The following is a 24,819-nucleotide window of genomic DNA, read 5'->3' as shown; positions in this document are numbered from 1 at the left end:
GTAGTTCGCCCGCTTCCGCCCGACCTACAGAAGTCTCCACCACCACCACCAGCACGTCGAAAGGCTCAGGAGTACATCCGATGACGGATACGTGGAAATTGACAACAGCAAGCGGAATGACCTTCGACATGCGCGCATGGGGACCGCAGGACGGGCGAACTGTCCTTGCCCTGCACGGATTTCCGCAGGGTGCAGTCAGCTGGGAAGGGTTAGGGCAGCTGTTGGCGAGATCCGGTATCCGCCTGCTCACCTTCGATCAACGCGGCTACTCACCCGGGGCGCGGCCTCCCCTCGAAACCTACACCGTCCCCAACTATGTCGACGATGTGCTCGCGATCGCCGACGCATCGCACCTCGAGTATTTCGATGTGATCGGATTCGGTATGGGCGGACTGCAATCCTGGGCTGTGGCAGCGGTCGCCCCTGAACGCGTGCGATCAGTTACTGCCCTCGTCTTCCCTCATCCGGCCGCATTCGCACACGCCATCGAGACCGTTCCCGCACAAACCGAAGCCTGGAATCGACTGGAGAAGATGAGCCCAGCAGAGCCAGCGGCGCGAGCGCTGCTCGCCGACAACGGAAACGGTCTCCGGACCTTTCTACTCGACTCCGGAATGCCGGACCCGGTCGTCGAAGACACCGTGACACGCGTCGGGACGGAAGAAGTCCTGGTTCCGGCCATCGCATGGCATCTGGTTCCACTCGACGACATGGCAGCGATAGGTCGCGTCAACGTCCCCTCGCTGTACCTGTGGTCACACAGTCCCGCGTTGGTGCGTTCGACGAGCGAGAGCTGCGGGCAGTGGGTCGACGGTCCCTACCGCAGCATTGAACTCTCGGGCGTCGGGCACTGGATTCTCGAATCCTCCCCGGAATCGGTGGTCGAACCCCTACTCGCCCATCTCGCCTCGGCGCCTGCGGAAGGTGTTGTCTCGTGAAGCTCCAGATTCGCGAATTCGGTCACGGCGACAAACTGGCCGTGTTGATCCATGGGGGCGCTGTGGACGGTCGCGTCTGGCATGCGGTCGCTCCGGAGTTGAACAAACGCGGATATCGTGTGCTGGCACCAGATTTGAGAGGACACGGACTCAGCGCCCGCGGCGGTTACACCGACCCCGATGCGTTCGTCGAGGACCTGTGCGACACCCTGCCCGTGGGTGCAGACCTCGCCATCGGCCACTCGCTCGGCGGCCTGTTCCTCTCGCTGGCCAGTGAGCACCTCAAACCACAGAATTTGGTATTGAGTGAACCGGGATTCGATCAGGAAATTGTGCCCGAAGATTATTTCGACAAGCTGCGAGAGACGTTCCCGCCATCGGCTGCCGCGCTGAGCGAAATCTGCCCCCGCTGGAGCGATCAGGACATCGAGATGGCAGTCGAGGCCGGGCACATGCTCGACCTCGATCTCCTCACCGCGATGAAGCACTTTCGAGGCAGAAACTACCTACCCGACGCTGCGCACGCTCATGCCCTCCTCCAGCTCGCGGGCCGTGGATCGATGGTCACACCGGAAACCGCCGCGATCCTGGAACAGCGCGGCTTCACCGTACGCGTGGTCGAAAATGCCGGCCACGTTCTGTTCAACGACGACTTCGACGACTTCTTCCGAACCCTCGACGGATTTGTGTGATCGGTTCGGAGGAGTTACATCCGCAGCCTCCCGTCGAAGCGAGGTGTCGCGCGATTCGCCGAGCACCACTGGCCAACCCACCTGAAAACTACTTCTAGTGAACTGAGAAGACCATGACAATGGATGTCAGAGATGACGATTCAGTCGGAACACGCGTCCTACCTTCGGAACCATCGAGCCGACGTGCATGGGGCATGACCTCACTGCTCCTTCTCCTCACGATCCTCAATTACTCGGATCAAGCTGTATTCGGAATCATCGCCCAACCGATTGCCGACGAACTGGGCTTGAGTTCGTCTCAGATCGGATTGGTCGGCAGCTTGTTCTATCTGACTCTGACGGCGGGCGGGCTGCTCACCGGACTGTTGAACCGATGGATGTCACTGCGTTGGGCAATGGTGCTCCTCGCGTTCGCGTGGTCTTTCACTGCCGTACCGCTCATCGCTGCAGCCAGTCTGGCGACACTGATCATCAGTCGGCTCCTGCTCGGACTCGCCGAGGGGCCAAGTGCCCCACTTATTTTCACTGCGACGTATTCCTGGCACCCTGCATCGCGGCGCGGATTCACCGGCGCGGTACTCACCAGTGCTGCCGCGTTCACTCAGTTCGCTGTGATCCCCGCCCTCGCGTTTGTCACCGTGAAGTTCGGCTGGCGAGCAGCACTCGTCTGTTTGGCCGTTGCCACCGCCGTCTGGTGTGTGGTGTGGCTCGCCAGATGGAAAGAGGGTCCGTACCTGGGGAAAGGTGCAGGTGAACCGAATGCTGACGAGGTCGGGACTGAGGAGATCGCGAAAGTGCCCTGGTCCAGGATTTTCCTGACGAAGACCTTTGTCACCAGTGCGGCTCTCGGTATGAGTGTGTTCGCGCTCGGGTCAGCAGTTCTGACATGGCTACCGTCCTACTTCGAGGTGGGATTGGGCTACAGTCGGCTCGAAGCAGGAACGCTGTCCGGACTTCCTGCCATTGTAGGGTTGGCAATCGCGCTGACCACCTCGGTTCTGAGCGATCGCCTGTTCCGCCGCGGTTCCACGACGCGTTTCGTTCGCATCATCATTCCCTCTGTCGGTGTTCTGATCAGTGGCGCCGTCCTGGTATCGATGCCGGCGATCACCACCCCGGCTGTGGCTGTGGCCGCCATTTCACTCGGGTATGGATTCTCCTTGCCGACTTTGCCTTTGGTGCAAGCCGCCATCGTGGAATTGTCTCCACCCAGGCAGACCGCGGGAACTCTCGGGGTACTGATCGCCATATTCACCACCGGTGGACTGATCGCACCGTATGCCACAGGCCTGATCGTAGATGCGGCCAGCACTCCCGCCGCAGGGTATACAGCGTCATTTCAGGTATTCGGGCTGATCGCGGCTGTATGCGCAGTCCTGACGATCAGTTTCGCGAAGCCGGAGAAAGACAGCCCTCGACCGTGAAGTCATCGTGAAGCCGTGTTTGTACGGTCGAGCGCCGGTATCGATCGGCCACCACCCGACTGCTGTCGGTGCTGATCGAAAAACGCAGCGCACCGTCATTCACCGCGGCCGGGGCACACAGAAATTCGGCCGCCCAACCATTCACGGCGTTGGTCGCCGAGTCGCCGCCAGAAAAGGAGAATGTTCATGGAATTCGGAGTTGCGACGTTTGTGACAGATGAGGGAATTCGCCCCGACGAATTGGCCATTGCGGTCGAAGAGCGGGGATTCGAATCCCTGCTCATCCCTGAACATTCGCATATTCCGGTGGAGCGAGCCACACCGTACCCGGGGGGTGGTCAGCTTCCGCACTCGTATTACCGATCTCTGGATCCGTTCGTCGCGCTCAGTTGCGCCGCCGCCGTTACCCAGCGCATCAAGATCGGTACCGGAATCTGCACAATATTTCAGCGAGACCCGATACACACCGCCAAAGAGGTCGCCACCATTGATGTCCTGAGCAATGGCCGGTTTCTGTTCGGCGTCGGTGCTGGTTGGCTACGCGAGGAAATGAAACAGCACGGCACGGACCCGTCCACACGGCTGTCGTTGATGGAAGAACGTATCGAGGTGATGAAGCGGTTCTGGACCGAAGAAGTTGCGGAATTTCACGGCAATCACATCGACATCTCACCTAGTTACATGTGGCCGAAACCTCTACAACGACCGCACCCCCCGATTCTCGTGGGTGGCATGGGTCCAACCGTGCTCGATCGAGTACTGAAATACGGTGACGCCTGGCTCCCGAACATGATCGGTCAGCAGCCTGCAACGCTTCGCACAATGCTTGTCCAACTTCAGAACAAGGCAGCCGATGCAGCGCGACCGCCCATTCCCGTCACCGTGCTCGGCGCCCCGACCGATCCGGCGGTGATCGAGTCGTACGAGGCGCTCGGTGTCGAAAGATCGGTGTTCCTGATTCCCACCGTGTCGTCTTCCGAGACCCTTGGAATCTTGGACAAACTGCGATTCTTCACCGAAACCTATTCTTGCTGAGACTTTTTCGACTGTGTCGACCTATGCGAGTCCAATCACTCAACGCACCAACACACGAGGAGATTACGAACCTGATGACAAACGAATCATTCGACATGGTCGTGGTGGGCTGCGGGGCCGGAGGCTTGTCAGCAGCCCTCGGCTTCCTCGAAGAATCGGCAGAACGAGGAGTGAGCCCCTCGGTCGCAATCGTCGAGCGCAGTACCGAAGCGGACCGCGGCGGAGCCACAAGGTGGTCCTGGGTCAACGTCATGGTCGACCCCGACGGGACCGTCGACCCTGCCATCATGGAACGAGTCCTGGATTCGGACCCCGCGTACGACCGCGAATACTTCTCTCTACTGCGCAAACTCGGACATGAGTCGGTCGACTGGATGAAGGCCAACGGTGTGAGCGTCTCGCACGCGGCCCCACCGTTCGCCATGGAGTCCAACTACGGCGCCGTCGAGGGCGGAGGGCTCTCACTGATCGAGGCTTTTGCCGCTCGAATCGAAGGGCATACGGGATCGCGCTTCCTGTACCAAACCGAGGCGGTGCGCCTCACACAAGATGACCAAGGACGCGTCAGCGGGGTCGTGGTGCGAGATGCTGATGGCCTCACGCGAACACTGGCGGCGAAGAAGGTCGTCCTTGCCTCGGGAGGCTTCGAAGGCAACTACGAAATGCTGACTCAATACGTCGGCCCGCGGGCGAACGAGATCCGGCCCGTCGCTCCCGGCCTCAAATACAACCGTGGTGACGGGCTGCGCATGGTCACCGAAATCGGCGGCAGCACCGCCGGTCAATTCGACATGTTGCACGTCGAATTGGTCGATCCCCGGTCCACGAAGCCCGACCCCGGCGTGTTCGGCGCACCGTATGGGCTCATGGTCAACGCAGATGCCGAGCGATTTATCGACGAGGGGAGTCGAACTTTCGAAGGTCTCAACGAGAAACTCGCGTGGACCGTGTGGCGCGATCACGACAACCTCGCCTACTTCGTATACGACGCCGAAACGGAAGCGCTGCCAGGATTCGAGTTCTTGAACCAAACTGACGTACCTCCTTTCGAAGGGGACACCATCGAAGAACTAGCCGCGGCGATGAACATCGACGCCGCGAAGTTCTCAGCCACCATCCACGAATTCAACAAGGCTGTCCAAGAGGGCGAATTCGATCCGTCACGACCAGACGGCAAGTGCACCAACGGTCTTGCCATCGAAAAGTCGAACTGGGCTCGGCCGATCCAGCAACCGCCGTTCAAGGCGGTTCCCGGATCTGCAGCGATCACATTCTGTTTCGGCGGTGTCCGCACAGACACACGCGCGAGGGTAGTCACAGGAAACGGCACACCGATCCCGAACCTCTATGCCGCCGGGGTTCTCACCGGGGTCTGGTACCAGGAGTACCCCGGAGCGCTCTCTGTCCTGCGCTCGGTCACGTTCGGCCGAATCGCAGGACGAGAAGCAGCAAACGACCTATTCATCTAACTCATTCGAGAGGTCTGTGCTCGCCGACCATTGGGGGACCGACACTTTCACATTGACTGAGCCCATCAGGGCTGTTTGAGGAAGGAAATCGTGTAGATACCTTAGGTCTGCCTCCACGGTGCGCCGTTCCTGCGCTGACCGCGCGGAGTCCGGGCATCTCAAGATGCAATGTCGCTGATTGCGTCGCAGCGTTGTGTCAGGTGGTGTGGAGCAGGAGATGATCGAAGTGTGTGCGTACCGCGGTGGGTATGTCGAGGTCGGTGGCTACTCGGGTGAGGAGCCCTTCGGCGATGTCGCGGAGTTTGGTGTTGGTGTGTTGGGAGTGCCAGACAAGGACGTCGAAGGCGCGGTCGGCGGGGATGCGGTAGATGAGCATGAGCATCCCTTTGGCTTGTTCGATCGCGCCGCGGGAGGTGGTGAGGTCGGCGACGACGTCGTCGACTGCTTCGGAGACTGTGCTCTCGACGGTGTCGGTGATGTCGATGTAGAAGCCGGAACTGCCGATGACCTCACCGTGCTCGTCGAGGACGCGGTCGCCGACGACCACGACCGAGCGGGTGTGCCCGTGGGTGTCGATGATGCGGTGGCGGCTACTGAACGCTCCGCCGGAGGTGCGGATCGTGTGCAGGGCATGGGCGACGTGGGCTCTGTCGTCGGGGTGTTTGTGGGAGAGAAGCAGTTCGGTGGTTGGTGCGGCGGTGGCGGGGTCGTATCCGTGCATGCGGGCGACGGTGTCGGACCATTCCCATCGGTCGCCGTGGCGGTGGTAGAGGAATCCTCCGACTCGGTGTGGGGCACCGGCTTTCGCGATCGGCTCTAATGTTCTGTTGTCCTCTGCCGCCACTCGTACGCCCTTCCGATCTTGCCTGTCCTCAACTTGCTTGTTCGATGAATTTATCGGATCGGGCGGAGGGCGGCGACGCGTGGTTCCGGTCAGGGAGAGGTACAGGCGAGCGGGCTGCGGTGCGATCGTTGTCGTCTGGTCGTGGGCTGTGTCCGGCCGGCCGGTCGAGCGGGGGAGGGATGGAAGCGCGTGAGTGTTGGTGTGTGTCGGGAGAAGTTTCTGGGGGAGTTGAGGCAGCTTCGTGGACGGTTTCCCGAGGATGCGGTGTTGATCGGGTCCTACGAGGCGGTCGTCGGCGGTGGTGACGATGTGGTGTTCGGTTTGTTGATCGGGTTGGTGGGCCCATCGGCGCCGGTGTGTGCTGATGAGTTGTGGGAGTGTGTGAGCGGGTTTCTTCGCGACTTGCGGCGGGTGGAGTTGTTCAGCGAACCGATCCAGTTGAGAAGTCCTGCGCGGAGGCGTTGTTCGCGGTACACGCCGCCGCCGATACGTCCGGGCATTCGGCTGTAATCGAGTGCCGGAAATGAATGCGGGATGCGAACCCTGAACGGCGTGCAGGTGTGCCCACGACGGGTCGGTGTGTGTATCCGTTGCCCGCGCGCATGGGATTCGCCTGCAGTTTCCGGTTGGTGCGTGCCTGGGTGGCCCGATCGGCGACTCGTTGCCTGTGCAACACTCCGATGCAAGGCGTGGCTGTCCTGATCATTCCCCGGCGACATCGGCGTAGCAGAACTTCCCTCCGATTCGAGATGTCGGGGGCGATGCTGTCGTTTCGCTGATTTCGCTCGTGACCCTTTGGTTGTCTGGTTATCGTGGTCTGATGACATTATCTCCGTCGTGGGTGGAGCTGGTCGGGAGAAATGCTGCGGCGCAGACGGTTTGCGTGTCGGGATCGATGCGCATGACCGGACAGGCGGGTGATCAGACCCCAGGCGGGGATTTCCGGTTCTGGCACGGCGCCGGAGGGCGGCGGCGCGTCGAGCGTGGTGGTGAGGTTGTCTACATGTCCAGCGTCGACGGGGAGGCGTTCGTGCGGATCGACAACGAGATCCAGTGCCATCGCGGCGGCTTCGGGGTTGTGCATCTGGGATCGATGTTCAGTCCGTTGGATCTGTTGGGGCCGGAGTCGGTGTTGCGGCGGATGAGTGTGCAGGTGAATGTATCCGAGCCGTGCCTGGATGTGGTCGGGGGAAGAGCGGCGTGGTCGATCGCCGTGACTCAGTCGTCGGGTGTGGCGGTTGATCTGGCGTTCGACAGTCGCACGGGTGTGCTCGTGCGACTGACCGGTCCGGAGGACGCCGGCGGTTTCGAGGTCCTCCATCTCACCGAGCACGGCGAGTTGGGTGCGGAGTTGTTTCGGTGGGACGGGCCGTCGGTGGATGCGCCGATGTCTGCTCGGCGCCGCCCTGCCGGAGATCGGGAGGAGCGAGGTGCGTCGCGGGTGGCGGAGCTCACTGCGCTGGTGGCTGCTCTCGACCGTCCTCAAGAGGTGCTCGGGGTGATCGTTGCCTCAAAGGGTGGAAGGGCTGCGCGTGAGGCGATCGCGGACCTTCTCGGTGTGTCGGCGGTCGGTGCGGAAGCGGTGGCGTCGATGGCGCTGATGGGGTTTCGGTCGGATGTGGCCCAGAGGGCGCGTGAGGAGTTGGCGGCGTTGCAGAGCCGTTCCCTCGGTGAGGGAAGGTAACGGCCAGACGCTGGGCGGCTCAACAGCGGCCACCGATTGTGTGGGGGATCGGTACCATCTGACGCGGATCGCCTTGTGGCAGGCGCTGATCGGGTCGGCAGCGAACGCAGTGGCGACAATCGGGGGCGTCATGTGAGGTTCGGCGCGTAACTCGTCCAGTCTGTTGGGCCGGGAGGTGGGCAGTGTCCGCTGTCTCCACCTACCCACTTCGCCGGACGCGCGAAGGACAGGTGACGATGGAGCATCGCCGTTAGCGGTGTTTGAACAACCGCGCCGAAAACAGTCATCAGTCGACCCGGCAGCGGGAGGGGGTGATGCGGCGGTTCAAATCACCTGGTCACGCGCAGCGGTTCCTGTCCGCGTTTAGGGTGATCGGATCGCACTTCCGTCAGAGACGGCATCTGCTGTCGGCCGGTGAGTACCGGCGGGTGATGGCTGATCAGTTCGCCGTATGGCGCGAGGCTACCGGTAGTGCCGTCGCCGCAGGAAAGGCGCCGGCGACAAGACCGTTGTATCACTACGCATCCGAACACACTGTGCCACCGAACATTCACGTTAATGTGACATCCCTGTCGGAGTGCATTCGGGGGCACATCAGTGTTGATACACAGCCGCTCTCATGAATTGGACCGGGATCCGCTTCAATCTTGGGTCGGTAGGTGGAGGCGGTTATGTGTGGCGGTCGGCGGTCTGTGCGTTCGTCGTGTCTGTGATTGCTTGTTTGCTTCGGTTGGCGGTCATGGTGACGAAGGCTTCGAGGGGGCCGCGTCCGGTGGTGAGTTTGACGAAGATGCCGATGGTGATGGCGGCGAGGACTTGGAGGAGGTATCCGGTCCAGGGGGTGTAGGTGTCGTAGGGGGAGTTGATGAACCAGATGTGCAGTACGTACAGGGTCAGGGTCATCGAACCCGCGGCGGCCAAGGGCATGGTGACGAGGGTGGTCAATTTTTCCAGTCGTGTGCCGGTGAGGTGGCCGAGGAAGAGCATTGCTCCGATGATTGCGGTGGAGGAGCCGATCGTGCCCAGCAGATCCAGTGGGGTGCTGCTGTGGGGGCCGTCGACGGCGAGCCACCACCAGGTCGATCCGTGGACGGTGCCGTCGGCTCCGTAGGAGATGAGGTCGAGGATGTCTTGGCGTGGAAGTTCGCTGCCGGTGATGAGGTGTTCGAGTCCGCCGAGGTGGAAGATGAGGGTTTCGGAGAGGATGCGGGCGCCGACGGCGAGTGCTGTGCCGATCATCAGCAGGGATCCGGCGACGGTGGCCGAGGTCAGTCGGAGGCGTCCGATGACGATTCCGGCGCAGATGTAGGCGGTCCAGGGCAGGGCGGGGAATTCGCCGTTGAGGAGGAGTTCGGTGGCCCAGCCGGCTGGGTTGTCGATGATGCCGATCAGTGTCGGGTTGTCCAAACTTGGAGTGGGTAGTGAGGTTCCGAGCATTTCGATGCCTGCGGGTACGGCGATTGCGATGAGTAGTCCGAGGGCTGCGAGGGTGCGGGTGGGGAGGTAGACCAGGGGGATCGCGAGGAGGAAGAGGATCGCGTAGTAGGGCAGGATGACGACGGCGTATTCGGCGTCGGTGTAGCCCATGATCAGTCCGATGGCGCCGACTGTTGCTGCGCGTGCGGCCAGTGACGCCGCGGTCGCGCTTCGGTTTCCGCGTTCGACTCGGGCGCGGCCGGTGGTGAAGGCGATTCCGACTCCGGCGAGGACGGCGAACAGTGCTGATGATCGGCCTGCCGCGATGCTGTAGGACAGGGTTGGTGATCCGTCGTCGCTGACGGCGACGAGGGAGTGGACTGCCATCATGCCGAGGAGGGCGATGCCGCGGGCTGCGTCGATGCCGTGAAGGCGCTGTTTCGTTGCGGCGGGGATGGTTTCGGTGGGTGTGAGTGGGGTGGCGGTCATCGGGTCATCACCGCGTTGATCAGGTGGTGGCCGAGGTCGGTGGCGAGGTGGTGGGGTGGGATCAATCCGTCGTCGGTGTACCAGGTTTCGTCGGCTTCGGGGTGGGGACCGACTACTGCGACGCGCCCGTGTCCGTAGTCGATCTTCAGTGCGGCGATGCTGCCGTTGCGGTATCGGGCGAGGATGTCGGCGTCGTGGTCGTCGTGGTCCCGGTAGCGGGGATCGAGGCAGAAGTACGGTCCGTCCTGGAAGTACATTTCCTCGATCTGGCCCCGCCACTCGATTTCGAGGACAGTGCTCGAGGTGTCGTGGAGTTCGGCGCTGCGCAGGGCTACGTATTGGTCGGCGTCGCCGGGGAGGAGGTCGAATCCGGGGCTGCGGCCGGCGAGGTAGCCGCCGAGGCAGAATCCCAAGTAGCGTCCGCCGGCGCGGACGAAGTGTTGGATCGCGGGCACGTGGCGGCGTAGGTGCGTGAAGGCGCCGTCGAGGTCGCCGCCGCCGGGTTGGGCATAGAGCGCTGCGGAATGGAGGGTCGCCTCGTCGATCGGTAGTTGTTCGTCGGGTCCGACGAAGTGCACGTCGAAATTCCAGGCGCTCGAAGACAACAGATCGGCGACGGCTTCCGGGCATCCGGGTTGGGATGCTGGGCCGCGGTAGACGAGTGCTCGCGGGTGTGGCCGGGTGCTGTAGGTGGTGCGTCGGCGGGTTGTGTTCCGAGCCAGCGATACCCATTTCATGCGGGTACTCCTTCGTCGGTGTCGAGGGGGATGGAGGTGTCGTCGCGGTGAGGCCGGTGCGGGCTCTGCGTCAGGGTAGCGAGGTGTCCGAATGCCATGTCGTCGTCGCGGACTGCTTCGGCGGGAATTCCGCGCCACTGGGTGTGGGGGGGAAGTTCTTCGCCTTTCATGAGCAGCGAGAGGGGGCTGAGTGAGGCGTGTTCGCCGACGATGGTGTCGTAGAGGACGATCGAGCGTGTTCCGATGCTGGCGCCCTCGCCGATGGTGATGGTGGACATTTTCATCACGCGGTCTTCGAACAGGTGTGTTTGCAGGGATGCTTCGGTGCCGATGGTGGCGTCGTCGCCGATGTGGACGAGATCGAATTCGGTGAGGTACGTCGTGCCGAACCACACGCGTTTGCCGATCGTTGCGCCGAACCACCGCAGGATCATCGGCAGGAACGGTGTGCCGACGAGCATTCCGACACCGATCGGCACGGCTGCACTTTCGTAGAGTCCTGTCGCGAACTCCGAGCGACGCACGAATGGACTCCACAGAGGTTCCACGCGGGGCCGGTAGCGTCCTACGGTGTTTCGTTTCACGGCGGCGCAGAACCCGATCACTGCCAGGCTCGATGCCATCGCCACCAGCGGCGCGACGAGGGCGGGCACGGTGAGCTCCCGGCCGAAGGTGAGTGAGGACAGGACCAGCAAGTACAGGTAGAAGCTCACTCCGAGGACTGTGGGTGGCAGTGTGGCGCGGAAGAATTCGATGACGTACCGGTCGCGTATCACCTCCCGCGGCGGGGTGTAGGTGAGTTCGTCGTCGTAGTCGCCGCTGTCTTGGCGGTTGGGGAGGTAGATCGCGGGGGATCCGAGCCAGGAGGTGCCGTCGGGAACGCCGTTGACCGGTGGTACGGTCGCGACGCCGATCAGGGCGTGGTCGCCGATGTCCATGCCGGATGGGATGACAGCAGCATTGCCGACGAAGGTGCGTTCACCGATTCTTGTTGGCTGGAACATGATTCGTCCGTTGGCGAAGCTGGCGCTGCCGATGCTGGCCATGTCGGCGACGAAGCTGTCGGGGCCGACGGTCAGCATGTCCGGGTCGATGTGTGCGACGGTGGACACTTCCGCTCCGTGGCCGATGTCGGCACCGAGCAGTCGCAACCACGGTGCGGTGTAGAGCGTCGCGTACAGGGAGTTGGTGAACAGCAAACTGAACTCGAGCAACTTGTCGACCATCCACTTGCGGATCCCGAGACCTGAACGGGCGGGATGCATTCCGGCTGGCGCGCTGCGGAGCACAAGGCGCTTGTTCACGGCGACGAACACGCAGACCGAGATCACGAAGATCGGGCCGGTCAGCAACGTCGCCGCGAGTCCCGCCAACACGCCCCACGTGAGCAGCGCGCCCCAGACCAGTGCGATACCGGGAACCATCAGCGCGATCGCTCCCACTTCGAGTGCAGCCAATCCTGCGATCGCAGCGGCGATGTGACGCATTTTCCAGCGGGCGCGGACACTGTCGGCTCGCATCATCGTCTCCACCGCCGGGTCCGCGTATTCGGCGGGAACAGCGGGCGAGCCCGCCCATCTCGCTTCCTGCGGAACCATGTGTCCGGACGGCAAGAGCGATTGATCGCCGAGCACTGCGCGCGCTCCGACCGTCGATCCTGGTTCCAGGACGACGTTCGCGCCGACGAACGCCCCTGGTTCGACGACGATCTTGTCGACCACGACCACGCCGGATTCCACGCGCCAGGGCCTGATGGTCGCGCCGTACCCGATCGAGGCGCCGGCGCCGATCTCGACCAGCGTCGGCAACGAGATCGACGAGGTTGCGATGGTGGTGCGGTGGCCGATGTTCGCCCCGAGGATACGCAGGTAGATCGACATCAACGGTGAACCACTGACCACCGGCAACGCCCCTACCGCGAGCAGAAGGTCCAACGTCCACAATCGCACATACGTCGGTCCCCAGAGGGCGTAGCGGCCGGGTGTGATTCCTGCGGCCAGCGGCCGTGCGGCGAGGACTGGCAGGAACCAGCGAACAGAGAGGTAGGTGATCATGATGGCCGCCAACATCTCGAACAGGACCGGTACGGAGACGAATCCGTCGTTCTTGGTGTAGACGTACGAGACGGGAAGGGTGGTGATCAGCAGGAACAGGTAGATCACCGCCAGCTGGATCCCTCCGGCGCGGGCGACGTCCGTATCTGCGTGTGTGAGCGCAACATTCGTCGCTGCCGGGGCCTGTGATCGCGGTGTCGCCAGCATGGTCGTGATCGAGCGGACGGTGGGATGGCTGTACAGATCGCGGATCGAGAAAGTGGCTCCGATGTCGGTCTCACGCAGAGCGGAGACGACGGTGGCGGCCAGGAGCGAGTGCCCACCGAGATCGTCGAAGAAGTTCGCTTCGACCGACAACTCTGCCGCCGGTACCCCGAACGCGTGAGCCCAGATGTCACGGATGCGGGCCTCGTGCGCGGTGCGAGGACCGATGACCGGCCCTGTGTGCGCCGTGAGCCGCCGCCGGGTCGGATCCGGAAGTGTCGATCGATCCACCTTGCCGCTGGGCATCACCGGCACTGCGGAGATGACGTCGACGAAGGCGGGAACCATGTAGGCGGGAAGTCGTTGGGATGCGGCTGCGGCGAGTTCCCCGACGACGCGTTCGCGTGTGCTCGGGTCGGCGAGGACGATGTAGGCGCACAACTCCGACGGCGCCTCACCCGGTGTTGCCGATACCAGTGATACGACAGCTTCCGATACCGACGGATGCTCGAGCAGAACGCTTTCGATCTCGCCGAGGTCGACCCGGTGACCGCGTATCTTCACCTCGGCGTCCGCACGGCCCAGGTATTCGATCTCACCGGCGGCTGTCCAGCGGCCGAGATCGCCAGTCCGGTAGAGTTTCTGGCCTGCAGGTACCGAAAAGTGTTCGATGAACCGGTCTGCCGTCAGGTCGGGGCGCCCGACGTATCCGCGGGCCACGCCGCGCCCGCCGATGCAGATCTCGCCGACCTCGCCCCGGGGCACCAGCCCCCGGAATTCGTCGAGAATGACCACGGAGTACGTCGGCAGTGGTCGACCGATCGTGACCGGTCGGCCAGGGACGAGTTCACCCCAGGTCGCGGTCACGGTCGCCTCGGTCGGACCGTACGTGTTGAGGATGGTGCGTCCTGGTCGCGCCCACCGTTCGACCAGCTCGCGCGGGCATGCTTCACCGCCGACCAGAAGGTTCCGAATCGTGGGCAGCTCGCGGGGGATCGTGGCCAGGAGGGTCGGTACGCAGTAGAGGGTCGTGACCGCGTTCTCGTCGAGGAAATCGGCCAATTCGCCGCCGAGTCGGCCACTGTCCGTCGGTCCGGCCACGATCGTCGCCCCGCGAGCCCAGGTGGGCCAGATCTCCTCGATCGAGAAGTCGAAAGATATCGTCATGCCCTGGTAGACACGGTCGTTCGGTTGCACGTCATACACGCCCGGGACCACGTCGAGGAAGTTGCAGATGCTCGACTGGGCGACCTCGACGCCTTTGGGTCGACCACTCGAGCCGGAGGTGTAGAGGATGTAGCACGCAGGGTCCGGATCAGACCGTGCGTCCAGGACCGGCCTATCGCGTGCGTGGGTGCTCAACTCCGCTGCTGCCCCGTCCAGCACCAGCCGCTGGACCTGGCAGCCTACAGTTTTCGGCGTCAGCTCGACGGAGGTCAGCACGAGCTGGACCGCTGCGTCCTCGACGACGTACGTCACCCGCTCGGCCGGCGCACCGGGGTCGATCGGCACGAACGTGCCACCCGCCTTGAGGACCCCCAACAAACTCACATACGTATCGACCGACCGATGGAGGAAGATCGCAACGCGTGAACCCACCCCGACCCCGCGGCTGACAAGCATGTGCGCCAATTGGTTCGAGCGTTCGTCGAGTTGGCGGTACGTGATCGAGGCTCCGTCGCACTCGAGTGCGATCGCACTCGGAACCGCGTCCGCACTTGCCTCGAAGACATGATTCAACCGCCGCGGCCGCAGCGACCGCATGCTGTGCCTGGCATTCGACCCGGTCCACGTGTCAGTCCACGGGTTGTTTTCCGGCATGACGTCCCTTTCGCGGGATCATCCCGCCTTCCACTCGGGTTCCGACGTCCTCGCCGTCACCACGGTGTACTTCATCATTTAACTAGCTGAGTGATTGCAGTGGAACGGTACGTCGTGATGCGAGAAAAACCTAGCCCTGAAATCACTCGAATTCGTCACCTGCACATCGATGAAAGATCACACCTGTCGCCGCCGGGAAACGTCCCGATTGTCGGGAAATCCGCCCTGCCAGCAGATTCACAGGTAAATCCCAGGCAAAGCGGGGAGCAAACTCTCGACATGTGGCCCGAGCCGGCACTTATCAGTGAATGTGACATTAGTCCCACGGGCGAGGTGGAGGCGGCAGGGGAGCCTCCCGTGAGTGGCCGCAGGCTCGGTGGAGGACCGATTAGGGAGGCTATCGACGCAGCTCAATGCGCATCATTTGTCCGATTCGCTGGAGTGGGATCGGTTCGATGCAACAGGGTCCAAGGTCCCTGGTTGGGTGTCTGCGAATGATGAGCGAGCTGGGAAATGGTCGTCCAGGACCTCTTTCGCGGACCCTTGTCTCTGCTTGCGGCAAGCGGTGGGAAAACGGCTGGCGACTGGCACCGCAAGCTCGAACGGAGCTGATATCACCGGAGATAGTGCGGGGGCAGGAGGGGGTTGAGTCTCGCTCTTCCGACTACGTCAGAGCATCCGAACGTGGGCGTATGACCGCATCTTGCCGAAGAGTAGCCAGCAAGAAGTTAACTGGCATTAGCAGTCGGCCGGCCGCGCATTGCACCCCTCGTGTGGGGCAGGGGAAGTTGAGGATGGCCGTCTACAGTGGCACTCAGCTTGAAAAGGTCGACGTCCCCGTCACGGGAGGCCCGAACGGCGTTCCTTCACCTGATGCTTGCGCCGTGGCCATACGAGGCTGTGTCGCGGCGAGGTTCCGCCGCCCAGTGCGCGGGTCGCCCGTCGCCGTTGTCGCGGAAGCGACGAAATCGGGCGTGAAATAGCAGCGCTCTGAGAGCGCCAGGTGTGCGGGAGGACTCGAATTGGGCGCCGAGATCGCCGTCTTGGTGCGAATGAGAGGAACCGTGGATAGGTGTTCGAATGTCGTGCGGGCGCAAGAACTGTCCTCGGTGAAGGTTGGGCCGGCGAGATGTTCACACATCCGGCCCCTGTTTCACGCGAGGCGTTCGTTCGACCGTGGCGGAGAAGATTCACACATCGACAACCCTGCCGCCAACGATTTGCGTGTGAAGATACGAGTGCAGTGGTCCTGCCGTTGCATTCCGCCACGTCGTCATGCTGCCCACCAGATGATGGCGATAGCCGATGCGATGCATCCCAGTATGACCGCCGTTTCCACTGTCACGGCGAACAATGCGCGCAGGCGCCGTCGCCGAGAACCGCGAGCCGATGACGGGGTCATGGTGCGGGGGAGGAGTGGAGCGCGGCGGCTTCGAGCCGGGTGAGGCGTTCTTCGAGGACACCGGTGATGGCGAGGAGCCCGAGCAGAGCGGGTTCGGTGATGTCGGTGCCGTGTTCGACGTGATCGAGCAGCGTTGTGCGCAGCAGCGAAACCAAAGGTGCGTCGTCACTGATGGGCAGTTGCGCGAGGTTGACCGTAAGCCGGTCGGCGGGGGAGGTCACTGTAGCTCCTGGACATGTGAAACACGCAGGCAGAGAAGAAGACGGGGCTGCCTACTGGCGGTGGGAGTGGTGCGCTGGAACCGAGGTGGAAAGCAGCGCACCACGGCCACCGATGTTACTGCGCCGGCGCTCAGAGGTCGTGCACGGGATGAAGTTCCGTCCTACCGCACACGCTGCTCGCTCTCTGACGGCGCTCGTGGAGAGCGCTCGCGCCACCGCTCGATTCGGCGGCGCGTCGACGCTCTCGGCGGTGACGCGATACCGCGCCGGTGGATGTCCGTTGACGCGCAGGCCAGGCTCCGCAGCGGCCGCCTGCGCTCGATCCTTCATCTACTCCGGTGCTACGTGCGGCAGATGCTGCGACGAGCCGATGGCTCTCTGCGAACTCATTGCACACACCTGAGCCGGCATTGCCCGCCGCGGGGAAGCCGCAGCGTCACTGCCCCATCGCTGGCCACAAATACAATCGGCGACATGCCACCAGAGTTCGCGATGTCAACCGTGCAATCCGACATCCGCCACCTCTTGGGCACTATCGCGAAATGTCGGCCGTGCGGTGACCGAAGTGGCATTGTTCATTCGACGGTGAAGGGCGCACCTGCGCCGCGCACCGGAGACGAAAGGGAGCGCCGATGCCCCGAGCTGGACTGACAACCTCTGCCGCAGTAGCCCTGACCGCTCTGCCGGTAGCCGTGCTGGCAGCAGTGGTCGGTCTCGTCGCGATCGTCGTATCGCCATCGACGGCGTCGGCGGGAAGTACTCACGGCACCGGCATGACCTATTCGGATCGCACCTTTCAGTCCTTCACCGCCTCGAACGGTCTTTCGTCGAAATACCACGTCTATGCCGCAGGCATCCCGCAGGATCACGCGGCCGGTCTCGTGTTGCAGTTCCACGGCGACGGGGCGTACGAATTCGCGAACCCCACCTCTTCGTACAGCCTCGGCGGTCCGTCGGGCATCGTGGCGCACGCCCGCGCGCGGGGCTACATCACCGTCCCCATCCGCACCCCTGATTCCGCCGGTGCAATCACGTGGTGGGAAAACGGAAGCGCGAACGCCGATTTCGTCGCCGACCTGCTCGACACACTCGAAGCCGGCTACAACATCGACACCGAGGACATCTGGCTGGTCGGTTACAGCGGCGGCGCGCAGTTGATCACCCAATTTTTCCTGCCGAAGTACTCGAGCAAGATCGACGGCGGCGGCTCAGTGGTCTTCGGTGGTGGCGGTGTGCCACGTGTCCCGGCGCAGCCCTTCGCCAGCGACTTGATCGCCGACCTACCCATGCACTGGTACACCGGCCGCGCGGACAACGGGACCAATGTCAGCGACGGCTACAACGCACTTCTGGACGCGCAGAAGGGATTAGCGTGGTACTCAGCTCGAGGCTTCACCACCGATCTCGAGTCCCCCGCAGGACTAGGTCATGACCTTTCCGGCACGTTCGGCACAGTTCTGGCAGGTCACCTCGATGATCATGTGTCGAACGATCCGATCCCAGCCACCACGGTCGCCGCTACTACCCAGCCGACTGCGACCGCCGTGTCAACCACAATCCCCGCAACCGCCACCACAACAGCCACTCCGACGACGGCCCCGACCACGACGCCTACCGCGGCGACAACGACAGCGCCTGCTCCGGCAACAACGACTGCGGCACCTCCGGCAACCGACACTGCGGCGCCCCCGGCACTGTGGAGTCACACGCTCACTCCCACGAGGGTCGGCGCAGACGTGGTCGTCACCGTTCCCGCCGGAACCAGTCGAACGACGTTCCGCGTCAACGCCATTCAAGGCCCGTTCTACGTGTACAACTACACCACCCGGACCGGCCTGCGCACATTGAGCATCATCTCCAGTCTCACACCGAACACGACGTACAACTACACCCTGGAAGCCGACGGCAGGATCGTCGGATCAGGGACCTTTCGCACGCTCCCCTGATCCGTGCAAGCGCGATCGGCACTGGTCAGTTTCCGGTACCGCCAGCCGAGAAGACAGCCTCCCCGGCCCTGCATGATCGAGCCTGGGTGCTCGAACGTCGTCGGCGTTGAGCACACAACTCCGATGACCCACTGTCCGCGCGAAACCGATCTCATGCCGACCGCACACCTCCATCGTAAACAGTACAAATGGTATGAACAGGTGAATCCGTTGTCCCCCTCGAATGTGGAAGTAGTGCGCGTTGACGATCCCGTTCACTACATGGAGGCAAGCGGTCCTGCGACATTCGAGCCCCGTTGTTCAGGGCTCTGTTCGTCGTGGCTGGTATTTCGCAAATTACTAGGCGCTGAGGGTCTTTCGGTTTTCGTGATCGTCAGAACCGACAGCCGAAAGTCGTGCGCGACATGACCGAGGTCGGTAGAGACGGCGCGACTTCCTGATACTGCAGATAACATGAACGTCATACTCATTCAGCAAATCAACGAAGAGGACTTCTGTGGCCGAAATAGTGATTCGCCAACTCATCGACGATCTCGATGGAAAACCCATCGACACCGGATTGGGCCATCAGGTCACTTTCTCCTATCAGGGCACCGATTATCGGATCGATCTACGTCCTGCCAATGCCGACAAGATTGAAGCGGCGTTTGCCCCGTATATCAAGTCGGCAGAGAAAGTCTCTGCGTCAGGCAAGGCTCGTACGCCAACCTCGACCGCACGTAAGGCATCAGGGTCTGGTCGGTCAGCGGAGCAACTGCACGCGATCCGGGAGTGGGCCGGCAAGAACGGCTTCGACGTTTCTCCACGTGGGCGCATCAAAGCCGACGTCATCGATGCGTTCGACGCCGCACCCCGAAAACTTGTGAGCAGCATCTTTTCTCACTGATACTCGTCCCGCACCGCACCCGCATCTCGTGATTCTCACCGATGAGGCGGAAAGATTCAGGTGAGCTCGAGACCGTCCTCAGCGGCGAGAACCAGACGGCCGTCGTCGAGGGCGGTCGCCCGCCGCAGCACCGACGCCCAATCTCGCACCAGATCAGAGTTGTCGATGACTGTCTCGGGATAGTCCTTGCTCACGATTCCGACCCGCAGCTCAGTATTACCGGCTCGTGATCCGGAAGTGGGGATCACGGTAATCCGTGAACCGACCACATTGTTTCAGGGTTCAACGCCGGAATCGGACGTGGGCAGAGAATCCGTAACGCCGGGGATGGGATGTCCTATCCGGGGACGCTGCTTCGAGGAGGTGTTTGCGTGAGTGTCCAGTCAACCTTTTAGGCCAGCTACTCACGAGAATTTCCTCGTGCGCAAGGGGTTTCGCGATTTTGTCTAGTGGATCGGTGTTGTCAGCACCAGCGGCTACGGCAGAACCCGCCGCCACCACCCCCGCCGCTCCCTCTGCCCCCACTGCTGCTGTAGGTGGGGGTGTCAGCGTAGATGTTTCCGTTGTCGTCGAATTTGTATGTGGTGCGATCGTCGTCGCTGGTGTAGAGGACCCCGTCGGGGCCGGCCCGGAGTCGATCGAGCTCGGCTTTCTGTTCGGCCTTGATCATCGCGGTATCGTCGTCGGCCCGGCATTGCGCCTGCAATCCGATGCGGTTGTCCCAAGCATTCTGGTACGCGGTGAACAGTGCCGGCCACCGTAGCGAATTCGGGGCTGCGTTGTTGGATTGGCGGGCTGCCGCGAGCTGTTGATCGAGTGATGTCGTGGACAGGACGGACAGGTTGATGCCCGGCATGTCCAGGGTGCCCAGTCCTTCGGCGAGAAGTACTTCGTTGAGCAGGATTTCGGTAGCGGTGGAGGTGTTCGCAGTCGAGGGGGCGCCGGTGGTGGTGGCCGATCCCGAGGTCTTTTCTGTTGGGGTCGTTGTGGCGCTGGCCGATTCCGTTGTTGACGCCGCTGTTGACTCGGCTGTGGTGGTCGGTTCTGTTGCAGTTGCGGTGATGGTGGTGTCGGCTGATCCTGCGATGTACACGTATCCGCCAGGGGTGAGGGGCATGGAACGTACGACCCGTACGGCGGTGCCGATCGGTGCAAGTTCGGCCAGCCGCTGCCGCACCACCGCGCGATTCGAGTCGGAGGCGGTGTAGCCGCCGCAGGTCACGGCGCCGACGTGGCTGATGTCGACGCGGGTTCGTTCTCCGTCGACGTCGATGTAGAGGCCTGCGCCGGATCCGGCTGCGTCGTAGTCGAGGACTGTGCCTTCCCATTCGACTCGCTTTCGTACCGGGATCGGTACCGCAGAGGTTGTCGTGGGCGACGCTAGAGCGGAGGTCGTGGGCGCTGCGATCGAGTTGGTCGATGGACCGTCGTCGTTGATGCAACTGCCGAACATCGCCAGCACCAACACAGCGCCTAGTCCCCAACCGAGTTTCTGCTTCGTCGTTGCCATGAACCTCTCCACCGCTGCGATGCCGGTCACCGAAGCTCGGGGAATCATAGACGAGCCGGCAAGCGACCTCCGGCAGTGCTGTCAGGTTGCTGTGACGTCGAGGTTCGAGTGAGAGGCAGGATGCCTGGCGTCAGGGGATCATTCGAACGACGGTTGCGCCGATCTCACAAATGCTGCTCGTGGGCACGGCATGTGGTACTCGACAATGTTTTCTGCGAGTGCCGCGTCGCAGCAGTCGTTATCGCAGGACCAGCGGCAGTGGTCGCGGATGGGGCCCGTCGGGTTCGATGAGGAAAGGCCTTGCCAGGCGCTGCTTTTCGATCTGTGTCCAGGCTTGGGCGAGGACGTTCAACCCCCGGGCCAGAGGGAACGCATCTCCGGCCTGCTCGATGATGGTCTCGGTGCGGGGAACAGTCGCGGCGATGACTTTCGGATGTGTGATTTCCGGCCACGTCGGCGACACTAATGTCTTGCGCGTGGCGGCGTGGGAGTTGAAGCGGGCCTGCAACGTATCACGTTCAGCGGTGACGGCGTCGACGGTTGCGTCGATATCGACTGTTCCTGCGGTGGTGATGTTTTCGCGAGTGATGATGTCGGTGCCGTTGCACAGCACGACGTGCCGACCGCGAACAAGGTTGACGATCGTGTCGGTGTCGTCGCGTTCGAGGACCCAGCCGCCGGACAGTCGGGGTAATCCGATGTCGGGTCCGACATCGATGTGCCAGATGCATACTTTCCCGGAGCGTTCGTCGATCACCGCGAGTGGAAGAAGATATGTGTGTGGTGCGGTGGTCACGGAGAACTCCTACGAGAAAGGACTGGACATGGGCGGTCTTACTCTAGGTGAGGGCCGCCGCTGTCACTGTCATCGTGTGCGGCACTGACGAAAGTGTTAGCTGCTGGGTTTGCAGGTCGAGCAACCGGACGCAATGTCGCTGAGGCGTTCAGCGCTGATCCGTCCGCATCGACGACACCGTACGTGGTGCGGGTCGTCAGGTAGCGACGGAGCCGTGAGCGGTCCGAGGTACTCGTATTGCGATTTTTCAGCAATGTTTTTGGCTTTCTCGTACGGAACCGGCTCCACCTTTGCCCAAACGCCATGCATGTCCCGGGACTGCCTCGCCCATGCTCGCCAGAAGCAGGCACGGCACGTGGGTTCGGCGTAGGTGTTTTTGTCGAGGGTGTACTCGAATCGGTAGTGCGCCTGGACGGTGCACGTCAGGCATTCGGTCAGTTGCCAGTCGTCGGGGTGAGTGAACGATTCCAAGGGGACCAGTCCGCCGCGGCGTTGTTGCTCGATGATGTGCTGCTCGCACCATGTCGGTTTCGTGCGTGTTTTGAATGCCGCGGTGTTAGTGCAGTTGTCGATGGAGCATGCCTGGGTGGTTGGGACGGGTGTTCGCCGCAACGGCCGGGGTGGTTTCGGCGGCTTTAGTTGTTGCGGCGGTTGAGGTTCCGGGCGCTGCGCCATCGGAATCATCCGAAGGCGGCTGGGTACCGGTACTGGTGCAACGGAACCGTTGATGCCCTCGGTCGAGAGTAGAACCTCGGGTTCGTCGAGATCTTTCCCGCCCAGACAGCGTAAAAAGTCGTCCTCCGTCATCACCTCGATGTCTTGGCCCTTTTCCTGCAGTTCGAACGCTCGCCGAGCTTTACCGGTGATCTTCGAGCCCGGTTGTAGGGCGGCAGGGTTGATGTCGCCGACGACGAGTACGTTGGTCCGCTTGGTCGTCGACTCGTTGGCGGCGGCACCGACGCGTGCGCATTCCTCCCACGCGATCTGCCGTGTCATCGACATCAGCGTGCCGGTGAACACCACCACGCGGCCGTAGAGGTACCCGTCGGGGTCGGCGTTTGGATTGATGTCAGGCTGAAGGAGAGGGGAAGAACCGCCGCCTTTGCTGGGAACGGTTGCGACGCTGCCTTTGTATGTGCCGCTGGTCATTCGGCCGATACTGACACCGACCGAGGTAGCGAGCGCGTCGAGGTCCGAAACGCCCTGGACGGCTGCGAGTCCGCGAACGACCTGTACGACGGCATGGGCGTCTGCAAGCGCATCGTGGTGATCCACGATCACCCCTCCGAGCGCTTCGAGGACGTACGGCAGCCGGTAGGTCGGTAGCGACAGGGCGCGCCGCGCAAGGACCATCGTGCAGAGAAACCGAATTTCTGGCCATTCGATGTTGTCGACTGCGCAGGCGTAGCGGATGACGCCGATGTCGAAGCCGGCGTTGTGCGCGACCACGACGTCGCCACCGATGAAATCGACAATGGACGGCAATACATCTTTCCATCGCGGCGTGGTCGCCACCATCTCGCGGGTGATGCCGTGAAGTGCGATATTGAAGCTATCGAAATGGTCCACCTGCTCCGGCGGCCGTATCAACCAATGGCATTCCTCGACAGGAACTCCGTCGCGGACGCGAACCAGACCGACCGAGCAGGGCGAGCCGCGGTACGAATTCGCTGTCTCGAAATCGATGGCCATGTAATTAAGCATTGTGCGTCCTACTCTGTGTCGATCGGGCCGAGATCCGGAAACGTGCCGGCAAGTGCGCGTCTCCTTCCTATATCCGGCACCTCGAGGTCCGGTTTCGCGTGGTTGCGTGCGAGATGAAGCTCAAATATGTGGAACCGACAGACACTGATAGTGGTGTGTGTCGGAATCCAGTCAATTACGACGGAGGTAAGGCTACTGGAGTCGGCTGTCCTTCTCTGGGTATTTTGCCTTGTCGAAGAAGCGCACGACCCGCAGCGATAGTTGCGTGTATTGCTTCCGGTCGTGTGGGGATGGACTCCTCCCCGCGCCGTTGGATGATACTGATAAATGCACCCTCGACCTTCGCGCCGACTATGGCGCCGTGAACGAGTAGCGGTTTGGATTCTTCCGGTTGGGCAGGTACAAGAATTGCAAGTATGTGCCCCGCCCGGCCGTCTTTAGTTATAATCTGAACGTTCTGCACTTTGATTCCTGCGATTGGAGGAAAAAGTTTCCGATCGATAGCACCCAGATAGCGGCTTTCGGGAAATGCTGTTCCTGAGGGGAGGACGCTCGTTATCGTCTCTATTCCCTTCGATTTTTTGGTGGCCAATCCGATTACCAGGAGCCCGGAAGTGCTACCGTTTGCAAACCGAGCAACGTCCTGCGCAAGTTCAATTTGTCCGGCATCGCCATCAAGATCATAACCAAGACTCTTCGCTTCCAGCCAGTCAGATTCACGATGCCCGACCAGAAGTTCTACCTTACCTGCAAGAGTGAGATCGAACGCAGTTTCGGCAGTTAGGTGGCCGTTGTTGATGCACGTAAGCAGTTCGACCATATCCTCACCAATCTGCCAGGCGTCCCGCACCGTCTTGCCTCGCACCAGGGGGCGCACTTGCACTTCCATGTACGCATATCCGTTAGATACATCAAATATTGCCTGGATAAATTGTGCACCAACGCGATCCAGCATCGGTCGAAGATGCGCCCCAATGATGTGCTCATCGACCTCATTGAGGTCTATGTCACCAATGTTTACCTCAATATATAGTCCATTTGTATCCAATCCTATGTGAATAGGGTGGAAGCTTCCGTACCTGGGATCGAAACCATCTTCTGGATACGTTGAAAGGTGAAGTTCCGGAGAAGTCCAGTAATGATCGCCTTCAGTGGAACTGCGCAGTGCCGTAGTTAATGAGGCGAGCGAACCGGTGCCGACGGTTTCCATGGGCATCCGCCAGTTGTCTCTATCGTCATCGACCAGCATTTCTTTTTTGCCAAGGAAGATCTTGCCTGTTCTTTTGAGGTAACGGAACTTTTGGGCTGCCATTGACGCAGCGAACCATATCCCAGCGTTGAGGTAGCGGGCGGGGTGTCTCGCCGATTCTGCCAAGCCGGTGTTGCGGACTAGGCTCGCCGGAATTCCTTGTTCTTGTTCGTAGTGTATGGCAGGAAAAACTGTAGGGATGTAGATCTGAGGATTGAGGCCTGTTGCCGCCGGTTATAGTGTCCGAATGTCGGACACTGAGGGCCGCAAGATTTCGCGATCCGGATGGCCTCGCAAA

At 61.9% G+C, this 24,819-nt stretch carries 19 protein-coding genes and 1 pseudogene; 9 read left to right on the top strand and 11 right to left on the bottom strand.

Going from position 1 to position 24,819, the window contains the following annotated elements:
• Positions 1 to 80 precede the first annotated feature (80 nt).
• The 5 genes from H351_RS29355 (at position 81) to H351_RS29335 (ending at position 5,558) form a co-directional block, all read left to right on the top strand.
• Positions 81 to 938, top strand: coding sequence for an alpha/beta fold hydrolase (locus H351_RS29355; protein ID WP_029256986.1), 858 nt, complete (start codon positions 81 to 83; stop codon positions 936 to 938).
• Entirely contained in the window at positions 935 to 1,630 is a 696-nt protein-coding gene (locus H351_RS29350; protein WP_029256987.1) for an alpha/beta fold hydrolase, read from the top strand. The genes H351_RS29355 and H351_RS29350 overlap by 4 nt, the downstream gene beginning before the upstream one ends.
• Before the next feature lie 119 nt (positions 1,631 to 1,749).
• Positions 1,750 to 3,054 (top strand): MFS transporter, encoded by a 1,305-nt coding sequence (locus tag H351_RS29345; protein ID WP_029256988.1) that lies wholly within the window; start codon positions 1,750 to 1,752, stop codon positions 3,052 to 3,054.
• 186 nt (positions 3,055 to 3,240) lie between these two features.
• Positions 3,241 to 4,089, top strand: a complete 849-nt coding sequence (locus H351_RS29340; RefSeq protein WP_029256989.1) for an LLM class F420-dependent oxidoreductase — start codon at positions 3,241 to 3,243, stop codon at positions 4,087 to 4,089.
• A gap of 74 nt (positions 4,090 to 4,163) precedes the next feature.
• The gene (locus tag H351_RS29335; protein WP_158510657.1) at positions 4,164 to 5,558 is read left to right on the top strand and encodes an FAD-binding protein; all 1,395 of its coding nucleotides are present in this window, start codon (positions 4,164 to 4,166) and stop codon (positions 5,556 to 5,558) included.
• 196 nt (positions 5,559 to 5,754) lie between these two features.
• Here H351_RS29335 and H351_RS29330 read toward each other — a convergent pair whose 3' ends face one another.
• On the bottom strand, positions 5,755 to 6,369 hold the full coding sequence (locus tag H351_RS29330) for a PAS and ANTAR domain-containing protein (protein WP_029256991.1): 615 nt from the start codon (positions 6,367 to 6,369) through the stop codon (positions 5,755 to 5,757).
• Positions 6,370 to 7,222: 853 nt separating this feature from the next.
• On the opposite strand from H351_RS29330, the gene H351_RS29320 reads away from it, so the two are divergent.
• Together H351_RS29320 and H351_RS32975 are read left to right on the top strand one after the other, a co-directional pair.
• Positions 7,223 to 8,086 carry a hypothetical protein gene (locus H351_RS29320; RefSeq protein ID WP_029256993.1) on the top strand — a complete coding sequence of 288 codons (864 nt, stop codon included), beginning with the start codon at positions 7,223 to 7,225 and terminating at the stop codon, positions 8,084 to 8,086.
• 260 nt (positions 8,087 to 8,346) lie between these two features.
• Positions 8,347 to 8,571: pseudogene (locus H351_RS32975) on the top strand (IS6 family transposase); the annotation flags it as partial.
• A 184-nt stretch (positions 8,572 to 8,755) separates the two neighbouring features.
• On the opposite strand, the gene H351_RS29315 reads toward H351_RS32975, so the two are convergent.
• The 5 genes from H351_RS29315 to H351_RS32165 all read right to left on the bottom strand — a co-directional run bounded on the left by H351_RS29315 (position 8,756) and on the right by H351_RS32165 (position 16,760).
• A complete protein-coding gene (locus tag H351_RS29315) occupies positions 8,756 to 9,991 on the bottom strand; it encodes a heparan-alpha-glucosaminide N-acetyltransferase domain-containing protein (protein WP_051636555.1) in 1,236 nt (411 codons plus the stop codon).
• Positions 9,988 to 10,728: a BPL-N domain-containing protein gene (locus tag H351_RS29310; RefSeq protein WP_081051217.1), complete on the bottom strand. Its 741-nt coding sequence runs from the start codon at positions 10,726 to 10,728 to the stop codon at positions 9,988 to 9,990. The genes H351_RS29315 and H351_RS29310 overlap by 4 nt, the downstream gene beginning before the upstream one ends.
• Positions 10,725 to 14,807 (bottom strand): Pls/PosA family non-ribosomal peptide synthetase, encoded by a 4,083-nt coding sequence (locus H351_RS29305; protein WP_244891524.1) that lies wholly within the window; start codon positions 14,805 to 14,807, stop codon positions 10,725 to 10,727. The genes H351_RS29310 and H351_RS29305 overlap by 4 nt, the downstream gene beginning before the upstream one ends.
• Before the next feature lie 1,398 nt (positions 14,808 to 16,205).
• Positions 16,206 to 16,430, bottom strand: a complete 225-nt coding sequence (locus tag H351_RS29300; RefSeq protein WP_029256997.1) for a hypothetical protein — start codon at positions 16,428 to 16,430, stop codon at positions 16,206 to 16,208.
• 51 nt (positions 16,431 to 16,481) lie between these two features.
• Entirely contained in the window at positions 16,482 to 16,760 is a 279-nt protein-coding gene (locus tag H351_RS32165) for a hypothetical protein (RefSeq protein ID WP_158510656.1), read from the bottom strand.
• Between the two features lie 302 nt (positions 16,761 to 17,062).
• Between H351_RS32165 and H351_RS29290 the strand changes: the two genes are divergently transcribed.
• Together H351_RS29290 and H351_RS29285 are read left to right on the top strand one after the other, a co-directional pair.
• Complete coding sequence (locus H351_RS29290) at positions 17,063 to 18,376, top strand: alpha/beta hydrolase family protein (protein ID WP_029256999.1); 1,314 nt, start codon at positions 17,063 to 17,065, stop codon at positions 18,374 to 18,376.
• Between the two features lie 496 nt (positions 18,377 to 18,872).
• Positions 18,873 to 19,262 (top strand): histone-like nucleoid-structuring protein Lsr2, encoded by a 390-nt coding sequence (locus H351_RS29285; protein ID WP_051636556.1) that lies wholly within the window; start codon positions 18,873 to 18,875, stop codon positions 19,260 to 19,262.
• A 56-nt stretch (positions 19,263 to 19,318) separates the two neighbouring features.
• On the opposite strand, the gene H351_RS29280 is transcribed toward H351_RS29285, so the two are convergent.
• The 5 genes from H351_RS29280 to H351_RS29260 all read right to left on the bottom strand — a co-directional run bounded on the left by H351_RS29280 (position 19,319) and on the right by H351_RS29260 (position 24,584).
• The gene (locus tag H351_RS29280; protein WP_244891523.1) at positions 19,319 to 19,456 is read right to left on the bottom strand and encodes a hypothetical protein; all 138 of its coding nucleotides are present in this window, start codon (positions 19,454 to 19,456) and stop codon (positions 19,319 to 19,321) included.
• Positions 19,457 to 19,725: 269 nt separating this feature from the next.
• Positions 19,726 to 20,772, bottom strand: a complete 1,047-nt coding sequence (locus tag H351_RS29275) for a hypothetical protein (RefSeq protein ID WP_144440147.1) — start codon at positions 20,770 to 20,772, stop codon at positions 19,726 to 19,728.
• 238 nt (positions 20,773 to 21,010) lie between these two features.
• A complete protein-coding gene (locus H351_RS29270) occupies positions 21,011 to 21,568 on the bottom strand; it encodes a hypothetical protein (protein ID WP_029257003.1) in 558 nt (185 codons plus the stop codon).
• A 96-nt stretch (positions 21,569 to 21,664) separates the two neighbouring features.
• Entirely contained in the window at positions 21,665 to 23,260 is a 1,596-nt protein-coding gene (locus H351_RS29265) for an exonuclease domain-containing protein (RefSeq protein ID WP_051636558.1), read from the bottom strand.
• A gap of 187 nt (positions 23,261 to 23,447) precedes the next feature.
• On the bottom strand, positions 23,448 to 24,584 hold the full coding sequence (locus H351_RS29260; RefSeq protein ID WP_029257005.1) for a hypothetical protein: 1,137 nt from the start codon (positions 24,582 to 24,584) through the stop codon (positions 23,448 to 23,450).
• Positions 24,585 to 24,819: the final 235 nt, after the last annotated feature.

This window comes from Rhodococcus erythropolis R138 (genome assembly GCF_000696675.2).
In the GTDB taxonomy this organism is placed as follows: Bacteria; Actinomycetota; Actinomycetes; order Mycobacteriales; family Mycobacteriaceae; genus Rhodococcus_F; species Rhodococcus_F erythropolis.
This window is presented reverse-complemented; position numbering and strand designations above follow the sequence as displayed.

What these genes read in the sequence shown, in the direction of transcription:
- H351_RS29355 (WP_029256986.1), top strand. Translation starts at nt 81, where the DNA reads ATGACGGATACGTGGAAATTGACAACAGCAAGCGGAATGACCTTCGAC.
- H351_RS29345 (WP_029256988.1), top strand. Translation starts at nt 1,750, where the DNA reads ATGGATGTCAGAGATGACGATTCAGTCGGAACACGCGTCCTACCTTCG.
- H351_RS29340 (WP_029256989.1), top strand. Translation starts at nt 3,241, where the DNA reads ATGGAATTCGGAGTTGCGACGTTTGTGACAGATGAGGGAATTCGCCCC.
- H351_RS29335 (WP_158510657.1), top strand. Translation starts at nt 4,164, where the DNA reads ATGACAAACGAATCATTCGACATGGTCGTGGTGGGCTGCGGGGCCGGA.
- H351_RS29320 (WP_029256993.1), top strand. Translation starts at nt 7,223, where the DNA reads ATGACATTATCTCCGTCGTGGGTGGAGCTGGTCGGGAGAAATGCTGCG.
- H351_RS29315 (WP_051636555.1), bottom strand. Translation starts at nt 9,991, where the DNA reads ATGACCGCCACCCCACTCACACCCACCGAAACCATCCCCGCCGCAACG.
- H351_RS29310 (WP_081051217.1), bottom strand. Translation starts at nt 10,728, where the DNA reads ATGAAATGGGTATCGCTGGCTCGGAACACAACCCGCCGACGCACCACC.
- H351_RS29305 (WP_244891524.1), bottom strand. Translation starts at nt 14,807, where the DNA reads ATGCCGGAAAACAACCCGTGGACTGACACGTGGACCGGGTCGAATGCC.
- H351_RS32165 (WP_158510656.1), bottom strand. Translation starts at nt 16,760, where the DNA reads ATGAAGGATCGAGCGCAGGCGGCCGCTGCGGAGCCTGGCCTGCGCGTC.
- H351_RS29290 (WP_029256999.1), top strand. Translation starts at nt 17,063, where the DNA reads ATGCCCCGAGCTGGACTGACAACCTCTGCCGCAGTAGCCCTGACCGCT.
- H351_RS29275 (WP_144440147.1), bottom strand. Translation starts at nt 20,772, where the DNA reads ATGGCAACGACGAAGCAGAAACTCGGTTGGGGACTAGGCGCTGTGTTG.
- H351_RS29265 (WP_051636558.1), bottom strand. Translation starts at nt 23,260, where the DNA reads ATGGCCATCGATTTCGAGACAGCGAATTCGTACCGCGGCTCGCCCTGC.
- H351_RS29260 (WP_029257005.1), bottom strand. Translation starts at nt 24,584, where the DNA reads ATGGCAGCCCAAAAGTTCCGTTACCTCAAAAGAACAGGCAAGATCTTC.